The 14993-nt window shown below is 67.8% G+C and carries 15 protein-coding genes; 8 read left to right on the plus strand and 7 right to left on the minus strand.

Features of this window, described 5'->3' with window-relative positions; all coding sequences use genetic code 11:
- Positions 1–15: 15 nt before the first annotated feature.
- From ABE472_RS01890 to ABE472_RS01905, 4 genes are all read right to left on the minus strand, one after another.
- Positions 16–576, minus strand: coding sequence for a glutathione peroxidase (locus ABE472_RS01890; RefSeq protein ID WP_088435249.1), 561 nt, complete (start codon positions 574–576; stop codon positions 16–18).
- A gap of 56 nt (positions 577–632) precedes the next feature.
- Positions 633–989 (minus strand): hypothetical protein, encoded by a 357-nt coding sequence (locus ABE472_RS01895; protein WP_346462802.1) that lies wholly within the window; start codon positions 987–989, stop codon positions 633–635.
- Positions 990–1074: 85 nt separating this feature from the next.
- Positions 1075–2658, minus strand: coding sequence for a DNA recombination protein RmuC (gene rmuC / locus ABE472_RS01900; RefSeq protein ID WP_313211286.1), 1584 nt, complete (start codon positions 2656–2658; stop codon positions 1075–1077).
- Between the two features lie 37 nt (positions 2659–2695).
- On the minus strand, positions 2696–3703 hold the full coding sequence (locus tag ABE472_RS01905; protein ID WP_102788759.1) for a zinc-binding alcohol dehydrogenase family protein: 1008 nt from the start codon (positions 3701–3703) through the stop codon (positions 2696–2698).
- A gap of 90 nt (positions 3704–3793) precedes the next feature.
- On the opposite strand from ABE472_RS01905, the gene ABE472_RS01910 reads away from it, so the two are divergent.
- The 3 genes from ABE472_RS01910 (at position 3794) to ABE472_RS01920 (ending at position 5992) form a co-directional block, all read left to right on the plus strand.
- Positions 3794–4717, plus strand: a complete 924-nt coding sequence (locus tag ABE472_RS01910; RefSeq protein WP_313211285.1) for a LysR family transcriptional regulator — start codon at positions 3794–3796, stop codon at positions 4715–4717.
- A gap of 61 nt (positions 4718–4778) precedes the next feature.
- Entirely contained in the window at positions 4779–5405 is a 627-nt protein-coding gene (leuE, locus tag ABE472_RS01915) for a leucine efflux protein LeuE (RefSeq protein ID WP_346462800.1), read from the plus strand.
- A gap of 185 nt (positions 5406–5590) precedes the next feature.
- Positions 5591–5992 (plus strand): hypothetical protein, encoded by a 402-nt coding sequence (locus ABE472_RS01920; protein ID WP_070474169.1) that lies wholly within the window; start codon positions 5591–5593, stop codon positions 5990–5992.
- On the opposite strand, the gene ABE472_RS01925 is transcribed toward ABE472_RS01920, so the two are convergent.
- Positions 5958–6857, minus strand: a complete 900-nt coding sequence (locus tag ABE472_RS01925; protein ID WP_346465267.1) for a LysR family transcriptional regulator — start codon at positions 6855–6857, stop codon at positions 5958–5960. The genes ABE472_RS01920 and ABE472_RS01925 overlap by 35 nt on opposite strands.
- 100 nt (positions 6858–6957) lie before the next feature.
- Here ABE472_RS01925 and ABE472_RS01930 point away from each other — a divergent pair, with 100 nt between their 5' ends.
- The 3 genes from ABE472_RS01930 to ABE472_RS01940 all read left to right on the plus strand — a co-directional run bounded on the left by ABE472_RS01930 (position 6958) and on the right by ABE472_RS01940 (position 10024).
- A complete protein-coding gene (locus tag ABE472_RS01930; protein ID WP_313211282.1) occupies positions 6958–7953 on the plus strand; it encodes an aldo/keto reductase in 996 nt (331 codons plus the stop codon).
- A gap of 101 nt (positions 7954–8054) precedes the next feature.
- Positions 8055–8465, plus strand: a complete 411-nt coding sequence (locus ABE472_RS01935; protein ID WP_313211281.1) for a hypothetical protein — start codon at positions 8055–8057, stop codon at positions 8463–8465.
- A 146-nt stretch (positions 8466–8611) separates the two neighbouring features.
- Positions 8612–10024: an amino acid permease gene (locus tag ABE472_RS01940; RefSeq protein ID WP_313211280.1), complete on the plus strand. Its 1413-nt coding sequence runs from the start codon at positions 8612–8614 to the stop codon at positions 10022–10024.
- A 125-nt stretch (positions 10025–10149) separates the two neighbouring features.
- Here the strand turns inward: ABE472_RS01940 and ABE472_RS01945 are convergent, their stop codons facing one another.
- On the minus strand, positions 10150–11400 hold the full coding sequence (locus ABE472_RS01945; RefSeq protein WP_346462796.1) for a dipeptidase: 1251 nt from the start codon (positions 11398–11400) through the stop codon (positions 10150–10152).
- Positions 11401–11519: 119 nt separating this feature from the next.
- Positions 11520–12689 carry a class I SAM-dependent rRNA methyltransferase gene (locus ABE472_RS01950; RefSeq protein WP_313211278.1) on the minus strand — a complete coding sequence of 390 codons (1170 nt, stop codon included), beginning with the start codon at positions 12687–12689 and terminating at the stop codon, positions 11520–11522.
- A gap of 414 nt (positions 12690–13103) precedes the next feature.
- Here ABE472_RS01950 and ABE472_RS01955 point away from each other — a divergent pair, with 414 nt between their 5' ends.
- Together ABE472_RS01955 and ABE472_RS01960 are read left to right on the plus strand one after the other, a co-directional pair.
- Complete coding sequence (locus ABE472_RS01955; protein WP_070474178.1) at positions 13104–14063, plus strand: TerC family protein; 960 nt, start codon at positions 13104–13106, stop codon at positions 14061–14063.
- 97 nt (positions 14064–14160) lie between these two features.
- Entirely contained in the window at positions 14161–14943 is a 783-nt protein-coding gene (locus ABE472_RS01960; RefSeq protein WP_346465269.1) for a rhomboid family intramembrane serine protease, read from the plus strand.
- Positions 14944–14993: the final 50 nt, after the last annotated feature.

The raw sequence follows: 14993 nt of genomic DNA on the forward strand, positions 1-14993 counted from the left end.
TTCCGGGTCCGCCGATCAGGCCGCCAGCGCGGCGTCGATCGCGGCCACCAGGCGGGCATCGTCGGCCGGCACGTCCGGGGCGAAGCGGGCAATGACCTGGCCGTCGCGGCCGATCAGGAACTTCTCGAAGTTCCACAGCACGCCCGGGGCGGCGTTGACCACCAGCTCCGGATACTTGGCCACGGCGCCCTGCAGCTTCTCGCGCATCGGGCCTTCGCCGGTGGCGGCCGGCTGCGCGGCGGTCAGCTGCTGGTACAGCGGATGGGTGTCCTCACCGGCCACGCTGATCTTGGCGAACATCGGGAAGCTGACGTTGTATTCCAGCTGGCAGAACTGCTGGATGTCCGCTTCGCTGCCCGGCTCCTGGGCCAGGAAGTTGTTGGCCGGGAACCCCAGCACTTCCAGGCCGGCGGCCTGCTTGTCGGCGTACAGCGCCTGCAGGCCTTCGTACTGCGGGGTCAGGCCACACTTGGAGGCGACGTTGACGACCAGCAGCACCTTGCCGCGGTAGTCGGCCAGCGAGGTCGGCTGACCTTCGATGGTGGTCACGGGGATGTCGTAGACGGTCTGGCTCACTGCAGATTCCTTGCGTTGGATCAGGGGAGGCACAGCATAGCCGTGCCCGGGGGGCGTCAATCGACGCAGATCGTGCCCATCGCCACACCGCCATCGATGCGCTGGCGGCAGCCGAAGTTCTGGCTGACATCGCGCTGGCAGACGCCGCGCGCGGCCGTTCCCGGCGCGACATCACTGGTGGCCAGGCACTGGCCACTGCAGTCGGCCTTGGCGCTGCAGACCTTGCCGGCATCGGCGTAGGGCACCACGCACTGCACGCGCTGCAGGCGGCCCAGCGGCTGCAGGCTGCCACCGGCGGCGGTGCATTCGGCGGCGCTGGGCGTTGTCGGTGTCGCTGCGGTGGTGTCTGCAGGTGGGGCACTGCTGCACCCGGCCAGGGCGAACAGGAGAGACAGCATCAGGGGCAGGCGCATGGACGGTTCCTTGAAGGATGGGAGAAAGCAGGGAAAAGACGTGCCCCGCAGCATGCGCGATCGCGTGCATGCAGGGCGTCGGCGCTTAGTCCTGCGGCGGGCTGGCTTCGTCGCCGGCCACGTCCTCGTCCTCGCCGCTCATGTCGCCGAGCAGGTCCTGGGTCTGTTCACTGCCCAGCGTTTCCACGCTGCGCAGGCGGCGCTCAATGGTGCGCGTCTTGCGGCTGGCTTCGCCGAGGCTGCGGCCGACGGTGGTGATCTGCTTCTCGGCCTTTTCCAGGATGCCGGCGAACTTGCCGAACTCGCTCTTGACCGCACCGAGCAGGCCCCACACTTCACTGGAGCGCTGTTCGATGGCCAGCGTGCGGAAGCCCATCTGCAGGCTGTTGAGCAGCGCGGTCACGGTGGTCGGGCCGGCCACCACCACGCGATGGTCGCGCTGCAGCAGGTCGATCAGGCCGGGGCGGCGGATCACTTCGGCGTACAGGCTTTCAGTGGGCAGGAACATCACCGCGAAATCGGTGGTGTGTGGCGGGGCGATGTACTTGTCGCAGATCGATTTGGCCTGGATGCGGATCGCGCGCTCGAGCTGCGCGCCCTGCACGCGCACGCCCTCGACGTCGCCCTGCTCCTGCGCATCGAGCAGGCGCTCGTAATCCTCGCGCGGGAACTTGGAATCGATCGGCAACCACACCGGGGTGTCTTCATGGCCGCGGCCCGGCAGGCGCACGGCGATATCGACGATCTCGTTGCTGTCCGGGCGCACTTTGACGCCGCGCGCGTACTGCTCCTGGGTGAGCGTCTGCTCGAGGATGTTGTCCAGCTGCACTTCGCCCCAGCTGCCGCGGTTCTTGACGTTGGTCAGCACGCGCTTGAGGTCGCCCACGCCGGTGGCCAGCTGCTGCATCTCGCCAAGCCCGCGCTGGACCTGCTCCAGCCGCTCGGAGACCAGCTGGAACGAAGCACCCAGGCGGGTTTCCAGGGTGGTCTGCAGCTTCTCGTCCACGGTCACGCGCATCTGGTCGAGCTTCTCGGCGTTGTCGCTCTGCAGGCTCTTGAGCTGCTGCTCGAGCGTGGCGCGCATCTCGCCGATACGCTGCTCGTTGCGCTGGGTCATTTCCTGCAGGCGCAGGCCCAGCGATTCACCCAGGCGCTGCTGCGACTGCCCGGTTTCCTCGCGGCCCAGGCGCGCGTCTTCGGCCAGAGCCTGGCGCAGCGCGGCCATGTGGCTGTCGGTGCGCGTGGTCAGGTCCACCAGCTGCTGGCCGAACGCTTCAATGCGCGCCTGCTGCTGTTGCCCGAATGCTTCCAGCTGCGCACGCACTTCCTGCATGCGCAGTGCCAGCAGGTCGCCGGTGCGCTGCTGGCTGAGCGTGCTTTCCTCGCGTGCCTTGCGCGCGTCTTCACCGAGCGCATCGCGCAGCAGGTCCAGGCGCTGGTCGGTGCGGGTGGAGAGATCGGTCAGCGCGCGCGCGAAACTCTCCAGCCGGGCATCCTGCTGGCGGCCCAGGCCTTCGAGCTGCTCACGCAGTTCGCTGCGGCCGACCCGCGCTTCCTCGCGCAGGGTCTGTTCGAGGCCGCCGTTGCCGGAACGCCGCAGCAGCGCGAGCAGCTGCAGCACGAGGACGGCACACACCAGGCCGCCGAGAATGAGGAATTCGGTTTGCATGCGCCAAGTGTAGGCCGCGGCGGTCTCATTGGCTGCGTCAGAACCCTTCGAGCACGAGCTTGCCGCGCGCGCGGTGGCTCTCGATCAGGGCGTGCGCCTGACGCAGGTTGGCGGCGTTGATGCGGCCGTAGTGTTCGCCCAGCGTGGTGCGCAGCACGCCCGCGTCGATCAGCGCGGCGACGCGCTCGAGCAGCTCGTGCTGGCGCTGCACATCGGGGGTGTTGAAGCTGGAGCGGGTGAACATCGATTCCCAGTGCAGGGACAGGCTCTTGCGCTTGAGCGCCATCACATCGAGCTGGCCGGGATCGTCGATCAGCGCCAGCTGGCCCTGCGGCGCGAGCACCGCGACGATCTGGTCGTAGTGCTGGTCGGTATGGGTCAGGCTGGCCACGTGGCTGACCTCGGCGATGCCCAGGCGCTGCAGGCCTTCGCTCAGCGGCTGGGTGTGGTCGATCACGTGGTGCGCGCCCAGCGCGTAGACCCAGTCCTGGGTATCTGGGCGCGAGGCGGTGCCGATCACGGTCAGGCGGGTCAGCTGGCGAGCCAACTGGACCAGGATCGAGCCGACGCCACCGGCGGCACCGATCACCAGCAGGGTCTGCCCTTCGCCGCCGTTTTCCGCGATGCGCAGGCGATCGAACAGCAGCTCCCAGGCCGTGATCGCGGTCAGCGGCAACGCCGCGGCGGCGGCGTCATCCAGGCTGGCCGGCTTGTGGCCGACGATGCGCTCGTCCACCAGCTGGTACTCGGCATTGCTGCCGGCGCGGCCGATCGCGCCCGCATAGAAGACCGCGTCGCCGGGCTGGAACAGGGTCACCGCGTCGCCCACCGCATCCACGATGCCGACCGCGTCGAAGCCCAGTACGCGCGGCTCGGTGACCGCCACGCCGGTGCGGACCTTGGTATCGACCGGGTTCACCGAGATCGCGCGGACCTCGACCCGCAGATCGCGCGGGCCGGGGGTGGGGATCGGCAGGGTGATGTCCACCAGCGCGGCGGGGTCGCTGATCGGCAGGCCATGCTGGGTATAGGCGACGGCTTTCATCGGGGGAGATCCAGTGGGGAAGGCGGACAGCGTGCGCTTCACGGCGGGGTGGAGAAAGGCGCAAAATCGGGCAGCACTTTCACTGCAGGAATGAAAATGATCCGGTTCGACGACCTCGCCCTGTTCGTCCGCACCGCCGCGCTGGGCAGCTTTTCCAACGCCGCACGCGAGGCGGATCTGCTGCCCGGCCAGGTTGCTGCGGCGGTGGCGCGGCTGGAACGCGAGCTGGACCTGCGCCTGTTCGTGCGCTCCACCCGCAGCCTGCGCCTGACCGCCGAGGGCGCGCTGTACCTGCCCTATGCGCAGGAGGTGCTGGCCGCGCTGCGCGAGGGCGAGGCCCGGGTGCGCGGCGAGGATGCCGAACTGCGCGGCACGCTGCAGGTGGCCGCACCCTCGGATCTGGGCCGCAACCTGCTGCTGCCATGGCTGACCGAGTTCCGCGCCGCGCACCCGAAGCTGCAGCTGCGCCTGCAGTTGTCCGACCAGGTGGCCGATGTGTTCCGCGATCCGGTCGACATCGCCTTCCGCCTGGGCCGCTTCGACAACGCCAGCTATGTCGCCCTGCCCCTGCTGCCCGGCAATCGCCGGGTGCTGGCCGCATCACCGGACTACCTGGCCCGGCACGGTACGCCGGACAACCTGGAAGCGCTGAAGGAGCACCACTGCCTGCTCTATCAACTCGCTGGGCGTGCCTATGACCGCTGGAGCTTCGAGGCCGATGGTCGGCGCACGGTGATCCCGGTGCGCGGCAACATGGTCTGCGACGATGCCGACGTGGTCCGGCGCTGGGCAGTGGCGGGGGAAGGCATCGTGTTCAAGTCGTGGCTGGATATCTGCGCCGATGTGCAGGCCGGGCGCCTGCAGGTACTGCTGGACGGGGCCGGCGACAGTCTTCCGTTGAACCTGGTGTGCCCGCACCGCAAGCAGTTCTCGCCCGCCATCCGGCAGCTGCATGCAATGTTTGCGCAACGGCTGCAGCCACTGCTCGCCGGGTTGCCGGCCGGCGCGCGCTGACGCTATCGCCCGGCGCGCGGCTGCCGGACAATGCCCCTCCCCCCGTAGTCGAGTCGCCGCCATGCCGTGGATGGGCATCCAGGATCTGTGGACCTTTGTTGCTGCCGTGCTGGTGTTCCTTGCACTGCCGGGCCCAGGCACCTTCACCCTGCTCACCGCCACCGGGCGCGGCGGGGTGCGCGGCGGTTACACGGCGCTGTTCGGCCTGCTGCTGGGCGACCAGATCCTGATGTGGCTGGCGGTAGCCGGTGTGGCGGCGCTGCTCAAGGCCAACCCGCTGGTGTTCCACGCGGTGCAGTACCTCGGCGCGGCGTACCTGGTGTGGATCGGCATCGGCCTGCTGCGCGCACCGCGCGCCCAGGGCGAGGAAGGTGGCATCCGCCTCACGCCGGGCCACTACTTCCGCCAGGCGGTGCTGATCAACCTGCTCAACCCGAAGGCGATCATCTTCTACATGGCCTTCCTGCCGTTGTTCATCGATCCGGCACGGCACCAGGGTGTGGTGACGTTTGCGACCATGGCGCTGATCATCTTCGTCATGGGGCTGGCCTACTGCTCGGTGCTGATCGGGGTGGGCAACCTGCTGCGCCGTCGGATTCTGCAGCACCCGCGTGTCGGGCTTTGGCTGAGGCGGGTCGCAGGGGTGTTCCTAGTCGGGTTCGGTGTGCGGCTGGGCGCGAGCGGCTGAACCCTTGCAGGCCGGCAGGGTGCACGATGACAGCGCGCGTCGTGTTCGGCTGCGGATAGGCAGCATCATCGCGACGCTCGGTTTTCATTCAAACATTGAGATTCCCCTGCGTACCGGCGAGGTGTCCAATCGGCGCCATCGTCCAACGTCGCCTCACCGGCGCGTGCGCAACACTGCGGGGACCCATGCCGCCACCTGTCTACTTCGTGCAGCACCTGAGCGGTCATGACGAGCGCCTGCTCGGCATGCACACCCGGCGCATCGATCTGGCCCATCCCGCCGTGACCCGCATCGTCGCGGGGCTTCAGCCGCTGGACCGGATCGATCTGCGTACGTGCCTGTTCGACTGCCACGCCAGCCTGGTGCTTGGGCTGCGCCATCGCATCGCCGAGGCCGAAGCGGCGGCGCAGGGCTGGCGTCTGTTCGATGCCGACGGCGTGTTGTGCTGCAAGCGCTTCCCCGGGGATGCGCAGGTGATCTATCCACAGGGCCATCCACCGCAGGCAGACTGGGCACGCGCCCTGCTGCCCGGCACCGGCCCAGCCGCGCGCGTCAGCGCCGCATCACCTCACGCAGGTGGTCGATGAACACCCGCAGCTTGGGCGCCATCTGCTCACGTGCCGGGTAGTAAAGGTGGAAACCGGCGAACGGCTGCTGCCAGTCCTGCAGCACGCACTGCAGCCGGCCGGCCGCCACATCGCCGGCGTACAGCGCCTCGAATCCCTGGGCCAGGCCAATGCCCCGGGTGACGGCGGCATGGATCAGCCCGGCGTCGTTGAACACCAGCCGGCCCGCCACCTCGACCTCGAAATCGCGACCCTCGCCGGTGAACTCCCACGCCATCCGCCGGCCGGTGCTGAGCCGGTGCACGATGCACTCGTGCGCGACCAGGTCGGCCGGGGTCGCGGGCACGCCGTGCGTGGCCAGATAGTCCGGCGTGGCCACCACCACCTGGCGTTCCAGCGGCCCGATCGGCACCGCGATCATGCCGCGGGCCAGGCTTTCGCCCAAGCGGATCCCCGCGTCGAAGCCGCCGGCGACCAGATCGGTCAGCGCGGTTTCCACGAACAGCTCCACCTCGATCTGTGGATAACGCGCCAGGAAGCCGGGCAGGTGCGGCAGCACCAGCAGTTCGGCAGCGATCCGCGGCACGTTGATGCGCAGCTTGCCGGCGGGGACATCGCGCACCTGGTCCAGGTCGTCGAACGCGGCGTCGATCCGGGCCAGGCCCTCGCGTACCTGCGCCAGGAAGCGTGCGCCCTGCTCGGTCAGGCCGACCCGGCGCGTGGTCCGGTGCAGCAGCCGCACGCCAAGGTGGGCCTCCAGCGCGCGCACCGTCTGCGAGAGCGCCGAGGGCGATACGCCCAGCTCGTCGGCGGCCCGGGTGAAGCTGGCATGGTGCGCGACGCGGGCGAAGGCAACCACGGCGGGCAGGGGATGCTGAGCGCTCATTGTGAAGGCTTGCTTCAAAGATGATGCAGGAGCGGCCAGTTTATCCACATAGTCCGCAGGAGGATGCTGGTCCTGTTCCTTCCCTTCCCCGGAGTACTTCATGCAGACCCGCACCCTTGGCCGTGATGGCCCCACCGTTTCCGCGCTCGGCCTGGGCTGCATGGGCATGAGCGCCTTCTATGGCGGCCGCGGCAGCGATGCCGACGCGATCGCGGTCATCCACCGCGCGCTGGAACGCGGCGTCACCCTGCTCGACACCGCCGACATGTACGGCCCGCACACCAACGAGGTGCTGGTCGGCAAGGCGATCGCCGGCCGCCGCGACCAGGTGTTCCTCGCCACCAAGTTCGGGATCAGGCTGGAGCCGAGCGACACCGCCGCGCGCAGCGTCGATGGCCGCCCCGAGTACGTGATCGCCGCCTGCGAGGCCAGCCTGCAGCGGCTGGGCGTGGACCACATCGACCTGTACTACCAGCACCGCGTGGACGGCACGGTGCCGATCGAGGACACCGTGGGGGCGATGGCGCGGCTGGTCGAACAGGGCAAGGTGCGCTTCCTCGGCCTCTCCGAAGCCTCGGCAAGCACGATCCGCCGCGCCCATGCGGTGCATCCGATCACCGCGGTGCAGACCGAGTACTCGCTGTGGTCGCGCGATCCGGAAGCCAACGGTGTGCTGGCGACGGTGCGCGAGCTCGGCATCGGCTTCGTGCCCTACTCGCCGCTGGGCCGTGGCTTCCTGACCGGCGCGATCCGCAGCCCGGCCGATTTCGACGCCGATGACTACCGCCGCCAATCGCCGCGTTTCCAGGGCGAGAACTTCGACCGCAACCTGGCGCTGGTCGACGCGGTCACCGCGATGGCCAAGACCCAGGGCGTGAGCCCCGGGCAGCTGGCCCTGGCCTGGGTGCTGGCGCAGGGCGAAGACCTGGTGCCGATCCCGGGCACCAAGCGGCTGGCCTATCTGGAAGAGAACCTCGGCGCGCTGCAGGTGCAGCTGAGCGCCGACGCGCTGGCCCGGATCGATGCGATCTTCCCGGCCCATGCCGCCGCCGGCCCGCGTTATGCCCCTGCGGCCATGGCAACGTTGAACCGCTGACCTCCACCGGCCGGATCGGCATGCTCGATCCGGCCGAGGCTGCCGACAGCGTGCGCGGGGGAGGACAATGGCCCTCTTTCTGCCTGGTTGGACCCTGCCCCATGCGCTGGCTCGCCCCGCTGTTGCTGCTGCTGGCCATCGCGCCGGCACACGCCGATGAGATCCGCTGCCTGACCGGCGGCAGCCGCCAACAGATCCACCTTGAATGGAAACTCCCCGAGGGCACTGCCGACGGTGAGCGGGTCAGCCATGTGCGTTACGCCGGCAAGACCGCGTGGCTGCGGCTGACCCTGGCCTCGCAGGAGAGCACCGTACTGGCCGAGGATCGCCCTTGGCAGTTCGATACGGTGTGGGACGAGCACCTGGACGGCAAGGTCATCGGCCACTATGCGATCAGCACCCAGGGCGCGCGCATCTATGGCTTCTCCTACACCAACGCGCGGACGGGCCAGCAGACCGTGTTCGGTGAAGACGTCGGTGCGATGACCGACACGGGCTGCCACTGGGAATGAGCGTCCGGCCTTTGTGCCGGTTTCGTCACCTTCGCCTCAGTCATGCGGGCCGTGCAGCCGCTTACGACGCTTGGCAGTAGTAATGCTGCGCCGCGTTCGGTAAAACTCGCAGACTTGTCGTTCACAGTCATCCACCGCGAGGCCCCATGTCATTGCTCCGGCGCAAGTCCCTAGACACTGTCACCGTCCATGAAGCCGGCAGGCAACTGATCCCGACCCTGAGTTGGCCGCACCTGATCGCGCTGGGCATCGGCGCCATCGTCGGCACCGGCATCTACACCCTGATCGGTGTCGGCGCGAACCTGGCCGGCCCCGCGGTGCTGATTTCCTTCGCCATCGCCGGCGCGGTCTGCGCCTGCGCGGCCCTGTCCTATGCCGAGCTGTCGACGATGATGCCGGCCGCCGGCAGCGCCTACACCTACAGCTACACCGCCCTGGGCGAGGTGGTGGCCTGGGTGGTCGGCTGGAGCCTGATCCTGGAGTACTCGCTGGTGGTGAGCACGGTCGCGGTCGGGTGGTCCGGCTACGCGGTCGGCTTCCTGCACGGCTTCGGGATCGACCTGCCCTTGATGCTGACCGCCGGCCCCCACGTGGAAGGCGGCTTCATCAACCTGCCGGCGGTGCTGATCACCTTCCTGGTGGCCGGCATGCTGATGGCCGGCACCAAGGAAAGCGCGACCCTCAACGCAGTCCTGGTGGTGATCAAGATCATCGCGCTGACCGTGTTCGTGGCGATCGCCCTGCCGCACTTCGATACCGGCCACATGGAGCCGTTCATGCCGTTCGGCTTCGTCAAGTCGCTGGGCGCCGATGGCGTGGAACGCGGGGTGATGGCGGCCGCCGCGATCATCTTCTTCGCGTTCTACGGCTTCGATGCGATCTCCACCGCCGCTGAAGAAACCAAGAAGCCCGAGCGCGACCTGGCGATCGGCATCATCGGCTCGATGGTCGGTTGCACCATCATCTACGTGCTGGTGGCGCTGGCCGCCGTGGGTGCGATGAGCTACACGATCTTCGGCCAGAGCGCCGAGCCGCTGGCGCTGATCCTGCGCGAGCTGGGCAGCCCGGGTGCGGCCAAGTGGATCGGCGCTGCCGCCGTGATCGCGCTGCCGACCGTGCTGCTGGCCTTCCTGTACGGCCAGAGCCGCATCTTCTTCGTCATGTCGCGCGATGGCCTGCTGCCGCGCGGTCTTTCCAAGGTCAGCGCGCGCACCGGCACGCCGGTCGCCACCACGCTGTTCACCGCGGTGCTGGTGGCCGCGCTGGCCGGCGTGGCACGTCTGGACGAGATCGCCGCGCTGGCCAACGCCGGCACGCTGGCCGCGTTCACCGCGGTGGGCCTGTGCCTGGTGGTGCTGCGCAAGCGCGAGCCGAACCGCGTGCGCAAGTTCCGCACGCCGCTGGCCTACGTGGTCGGCCCGCTGGCGGTGATCGGCTGTGTGTACCTGTTCTTCAGCCTGCCGAGCACCACGCAGTTGTACTTCCTGGCGTGGAACGTTCTGGGCCTGATCGCCTACTTCGCCTACGGGCGTCGCAATGCGGTCCTGGGCAAACGCTGAGCTATCGCGCCGGCCACCGGGCCGGCGATGAGCGGGGATGAAAAAGGCAGGCCCAGGGCCTGCCTTTTTCGTTGTTGGCAGCGGTGACGCCACCCTGCCGCGCAGCGCGCGACGCGCCACTGGCCTCAGGGTTTCGCGGCGGCGACCTTGGCCGCGTGATCCTGCGCCTGCTGCATGACGCGCAGCAGGTTGCCGCCCCAGATACCGGCGATCTGTTTCTCGCTGTAGCCCTTGCGCAGCAGCCACGCGGTGATCTTCGGCAGCTGGCTCACGTCGGGCAGATCAGCCAGGCCGCCGCCGCCATCCCAGTCCAGCCCGATGCCCACGTGTTCGGGGCCGACCACCGTGAGGATGTGCTCGAAATGCGCGAAGAAATCGTCGAGCGTGGCCTTGCGCAGCGGAATGCGCTGGTCGATTTCCTCCAATCCCTTCTTCAGCGCGACACCCTGCTGGATGCTCATGCCGTCGTAATCGGTGCCCAGCTGCGCCATCAGCGCCGTCTCGGCCGCCTTGCGCGCCTCACTCTTGGCGGTGTCGATCAGATAACCACCATAGGCGTTGACCTGGATCACGCCGCCGGCCTTGGCCAGCCGCTTCAGACGCGCATCGTCGAGGTTGCGCGGATGGTTGTAGATCGCCTTGGCCGAGCTGTGCGAGAGCACGAACGGCACCGGCATGCGCTCGATCAGATCATCGAACACCGCATCGGCGGCATGCGACTGATCGATCACGATGCCCAGCCGCACCGCTTCATCCACCAGCGCCTTGCCGGCCGGACTCAGGCCCTTCCACTCGGCGCCCTTGGGATCGGTGGCCGAATCGGCGAACTCGTTGTTGGCGAAATGCACCGTGCTGAGCAGGCGCAGGCCGGCCAGGTGGTAGTAGCTGAGCAGCGTGGGATCGTCGACCAGCGGGCTGGCGTTCTCCATGCTGATGTAGACCACGCGCTTGCCGGCGGCCTTGATGCGCGCGGCATCGGCGGCGGTCAGCGCGAGCTGGAAGGTGTCCGGATGCGCGGCGAGCATCTCGCGGATCTCGGTCAGCCGCAGCAGGCCGGCATCGCGGTCATGCTGGTGCGCCTGCGCGCTGCGGTCGCCCTGATCGGTGTAGATCGCCCAGAAGCCGCCGTCGAGCGCGCCTTCGACCATGCGCGGGTAGTCCACCTGCGACAGTGCGTTGTGGTCGTGCCGCTGGGTGATGTCGAAGCCGGCGCGGTGGAAGTTGGCCGGCGTATCCAGATGGCTGTCCAGGGTGAGCAGCCGCTGCTGCAGCGTGGACGCCCTGGCCAGTTCCTGCGGGGTGAAGTCGACCGCGTGGGCGGCCAGTGGCGTGCACAACGCCAGCGAGACCAGCAAAGACAGACTGCGCAACGTCATGACGCCTCACCTTGGGTTGTAGAGCCACGCCATGCGTGGCTGGGCTTGATCTGGCCCGCGAAGCCACGCATGGCGTGGCTCTACGGTCCCGGGTTCAACGGGTCTGGCCCGGTCAGACCTCAATCCACCACGCGGCAGAACACCGCCTTGAGATACCGCGATTCCTGCACGTGGGCCATGAACGGGTGATCCGGACCGGCGCCGGCCACCTTCAGGATCTGGATGGTGCGGCCGGCGTAGAAGGCGGCGCGGCGCAGCATGTCCAGGAACTGATCTTCGGCCACCAGGCCGGTGCACGAGAACGTGGCGAGCAGGCCACCGGGCTTGACCACCCCCAGCGCCAGCTTGTTCATGTCCAGATACTTCTTCAGCGCGGTGATGACCTGATCGCGGTCGCGGGTCATCTTGGCCGGGTCCAGGATCACCACGTCGAACTGCTCGCCGCGGTTGGAAGCATCGCGCAGCCACGGGAAGATGTCGGACTGGATGAACTTCGGGCGCACGTTGTTGAGCTTGGCGTTGCCCTTGGCGATGGCGATCACGTCTTCATCGATGTCGATGCCGACCACCTCGGCCGCACCGCGCGCGGCGGCGTACACCGCAAAGCCACCGGTGTTGCAGCACAGGTCCAGCACGGTCTTGCCTTCCACCTGCTGGCTCAGCCATTGGCGGTTCTCACGCTGATCGGCGAAGAAGCCGGTCTTGTGCGCACCGGCCGGGTCGGCGCGGAACTTCACGCCGTACTCGGTGATCACCGAGGCTTCGGTGGTGGTGTTGCCGTGGAAGTCGAAGCTTTCCTGCTTCTGCACGTGTTCGTCGGCGAAGCTGTGGAAACGGCAGCCCGGGAATTGTTCGCGCAGGGCTTCATACACCCACTCGCGGTGGCGGAACATGCCGGCGGCGAAGAATTCGACCACGACCAGGTCGCCATAGCGATCCACGACCAGGCCGGACAGACCGTCACCTTCGCTGTGGACCACGCGCCAGGCATCGGAGATCTCGTCCAGCTTGAGCACCTCACGGCGCAGCGACACCGCCTGGGCGATCTTGCGCGAGAACCAGCCGGCGTCGACCGGGATGCCCTGATCGGTCTCCAGGATGCGCACGGCAATGCGCGAATGACCGTTGTAGAAGCCACGCCCGATCCACTCGCCGTCCACGCCGACAACGTCGACGATGGCACCGGGTTTGGGACGGACGGCCGGCTTTTCGACCAGTTTCTGGAATATCCACGGGTGGCTGGAGCGCCAGGCGTTCTTGAGGCGGACAACGGGGGCAGGGGTATTCATGGGCGTATTGTAAACGGGAAGCCTGCAGCCCTCGGCGCTGGGAGCGACGCCGCTGGCGCTCTGGTGGTGACGGCCGCTGGCCGTCAGCGCGCTAAACCCGGCCGCTACGTGGTTGATGGCCAGCGGCCGTCACTACCGGTTGGGGCGTTTCGTTCAGCCGCACCGGGGCATGGAAAGGATTTGACGCCGGCCCCGGCACCCCGCAGAATCGGCCCCAGAAGGGGAGTAGCTCCCAGACGTTGTCGCCGTCAATTCGAGCCCGCAGGCTCCGGTGCAACGGCAGTCCCACCCATCGGGACTGCGAGCGAGACCTTCGCCGTATGGCGAAGCTCTGTCCCTGGATCCCCCCGATCCTCCGTTGCAGATCCTCGCCATCCGGCTTGAGGCAATCTATTTTTCCAACGGATAAACCCAATGCAGACGATCGGTAATGTGTGGTTGTGGGGCGGCTTCGGCGCGGTGGTGATCATCGCGCTGCTGGTCGACCTCGTCTTGATGCGACACGGCGGCCCCCACAAGGTCACCTTCAAGGAGGCCCTGTGGTGGTCCATCGGCTGGGTCGCCCTGGCCCTGGCCTTCAACGGTGGCCTCTGGTATTACCTGAACGAGACTGCCGGCCAGGTGGTGGCCAACAAGGTCGGCCTGGAGTTCCTGACCGGTTACCTGGTCGAGAAAGCCCTGGCGGTGGACAACATCTTCGTGTTCCTGATGATCATGGGCTACTTCGCAGTGCCCGAGGAACAGCGTCAGAAGGTATTGATCATCGGCATCCTGGGCGCGATCGTGCTGCGTACGATCATGATCTTCGCCGGCAGCGTGCTGCTGACCAAGTTCCACTGGCTGCTCTACGTGTTCGGCGCGTTCCTGCTCTTCACCGGCTGGAAGATGTGGTTCTCGGCCGGCAGCGAGCCGGATCTAGAGACCAACCCCGCCCTGCGCTGGATGCGCAAGCACCTGCGCCTGCTGCCCGACTATGCCGGCAACGCCATGAGCGTCATGCGCGATGGCAAGCGCTGGTTCACGCCGCTGTTCGTGGTGCTGATCCTGATCGCGGTCACCGACGTGATCTTCGCGGTGGACAGCATCCCGGCGATCTTTGCCATCACCACCGACCCGTTCATCGTGCTGACCTCCAACGTCTTCGCGGTGCTGGGCCTGCGCGCGATGTTCTTCCTGCTGGCCGGCATGGCCGATCGCTTCCACCTGTTGCCGTACGGCCTGGCCCTGGTGCTGGCCTTCATCGGCATCAAGATGATGCTGATCGACCTCTTCAAGATCCCCACCCCGATCTCGCTGGGCGTGGTGGCGGTGATCATCGCCGCGACCGTGGTGTTGAGCCTGAAGAACCCGCCGAAAGAAGGCGGCCACGCCTGACCGACCGTGCCGCCTGCGGGATTGTCCCGCAGGCGGTACCTCTCTCTCCCACGACGTTGCCCTTGTGTTCATCCGGGGCGACGCCATCCCTAAGGGTATGAACGCCAACCTGCCCCAGCCCACCGGCGCGCCGCCGGTTCCGTCCCGCAACGACCGTGGTGGTGTACTGCGGGCGTTCAACCTGAGCCTGGCCTTCGTGGTGCTGCTGGTCGCGGTGTATACCGCCCAGGGCCACTTCGACTGGCGTCCGTGGGCCGTGGCCCCGCTGGACAAGGCCGGCCTGCTCGGCCTTCTCGGTGCACCGCTGCTGCACGGCTCGATCCAGCATCTGGGTGCCAACGCGGCAGCCCTGCTGATCCTCGGCACCCTGGCCGGCAGCGTGTATCCCAAAGCAACGCTGCGCGCGCTGCCCCTGCTGTGGCTCGGCTCGGGCCTGGGTGCCTGGTTGCTCGGCGATCTGGGCAGCCGCCATCTGGGCGCCAGTGGCATCACCCACGGCCTGATGTTCCTGGTGTTCGTGCTCGGCCTGCTGCGCCGCGACCGGCCAGCGATCGCTGCCGGGCTGATCGCCTTCCTGTTCTACGGCAGCATGCTGCTGACCATCCTGCCGCACGAGCCGGGCGTGTCCTGGCAATCGCATATGGGCGGTGCCTTTGCCGGCATCATCAGCGCGCTGCTGTTCCGCCTCTCCGACCCGATGGCGCCGCGCAAACGCTACAGCTGGGAGGATGAGGAAGAGGACGACATCGAGGCAGCGCGCGACGCCGATCTGGAGCCGCCCTCCCCGACCCGCGTGCCGGTGCTGTGGCAACCGCGCGAGGGCCGCGACTTCGTGGTGCTGCCGTTCCGGCGGCGCGATGAAGGGTCATCGCTGGATTGACCGGCGACGCCATCTGATGGCATGCCGGGGTAGAGCCACGCCATGCGTGG

The sequence above is a fragment of the Stenotrophomonas sp. TWI809 genome (assembly GCF_039673205.1).
Classification (GTDB): Bacteria; Pseudomonadota; Gammaproteobacteria; order Xanthomonadales; family Xanthomonadaceae; genus Stenotrophomonas.

Coding starts and splice junctions, on each gene's coding strand:
- ABE472_RS01895 (WP_346462802.1), bottom strand. CDS start 989: ATGCGCCTGCCCCTGATGCTGTCTCTCCTGTTCGCCCTGGCCGGGTGC.
- rmuC (WP_313211286.1), bottom strand. CDS start 2,658: ATGCAAACCGAATTCCTCATTCTCGGCGGCCTGGTGTGTGCCGTCCTC.
- ABE472_RS01905 (WP_102788759.1), bottom strand. CDS start 3,703: ATGAAAGCCGTCGCCTATACCCAGCATGGCCTGCCGATCAGCGACCCC.
- ABE472_RS01910 (WP_313211285.1), top strand. CDS start 3,794: ATGAAAATGATCCGGTTCGACGACCTCGCCCTGTTCGTCCGCACCGCC.
- leuE (WP_346462800.1), top strand. CDS start 4,779: ATGCCGTGGATGGGCATCCAGGATCTGTGGACCTTTGTTGCTGCCGTG.
- ABE472_RS01920 (WP_070474169.1), top strand. CDS start 5,591: ATGCCGCCACCTGTCTACTTCGTGCAGCACCTGAGCGGTCATGACGAG.
- ABE472_RS01925 (WP_346465267.1), bottom strand. CDS start 6,857: ATGAGCGCTCAGCATCCCCTGCCCGCCGTGGTTGCCTTCGCCCGCGTC.
- ABE472_RS01930 (WP_313211282.1), top strand. CDS start 6,958: ATGCAGACCCGCACCCTTGGCCGTGATGGCCCCACCGTTTCCGCGCTC.
- ABE472_RS01935 (WP_313211281.1), top strand. CDS start 8,055: ATGCGCTGGCTCGCCCCGCTGTTGCTGCTGCTGGCCATCGCGCCGGCA.
- ABE472_RS01940 (WP_313211280.1), top strand. CDS start 8,612: ATGTCATTGCTCCGGCGCAAGTCCCTAGACACTGTCACCGTCCATGAA.
- ABE472_RS01945 (WP_346462796.1), bottom strand. CDS start 11,400: ATGACGTTGCGCAGTCTGTCTTTGCTGGTCTCGCTGGCGTTGTGCACG.
- ABE472_RS01950 (WP_313211278.1), bottom strand. CDS start 12,689: ATGAATACCCCTGCCCCCGTTGTCCGCCTCAAGAACGCCTGGCGCTCC.
- ABE472_RS01955 (WP_070474178.1), top strand. CDS start 13,104: ATGCAGACGATCGGTAATGTGTGGTTGTGGGGCGGCTTCGGCGCGGTG.
- ABE472_RS01960 (WP_346465269.1), top strand. CDS start 14,161: ATGAACGCCAACCTGCCCCAGCCCACCGGCGCGCCGCCGGTTCCGTCC.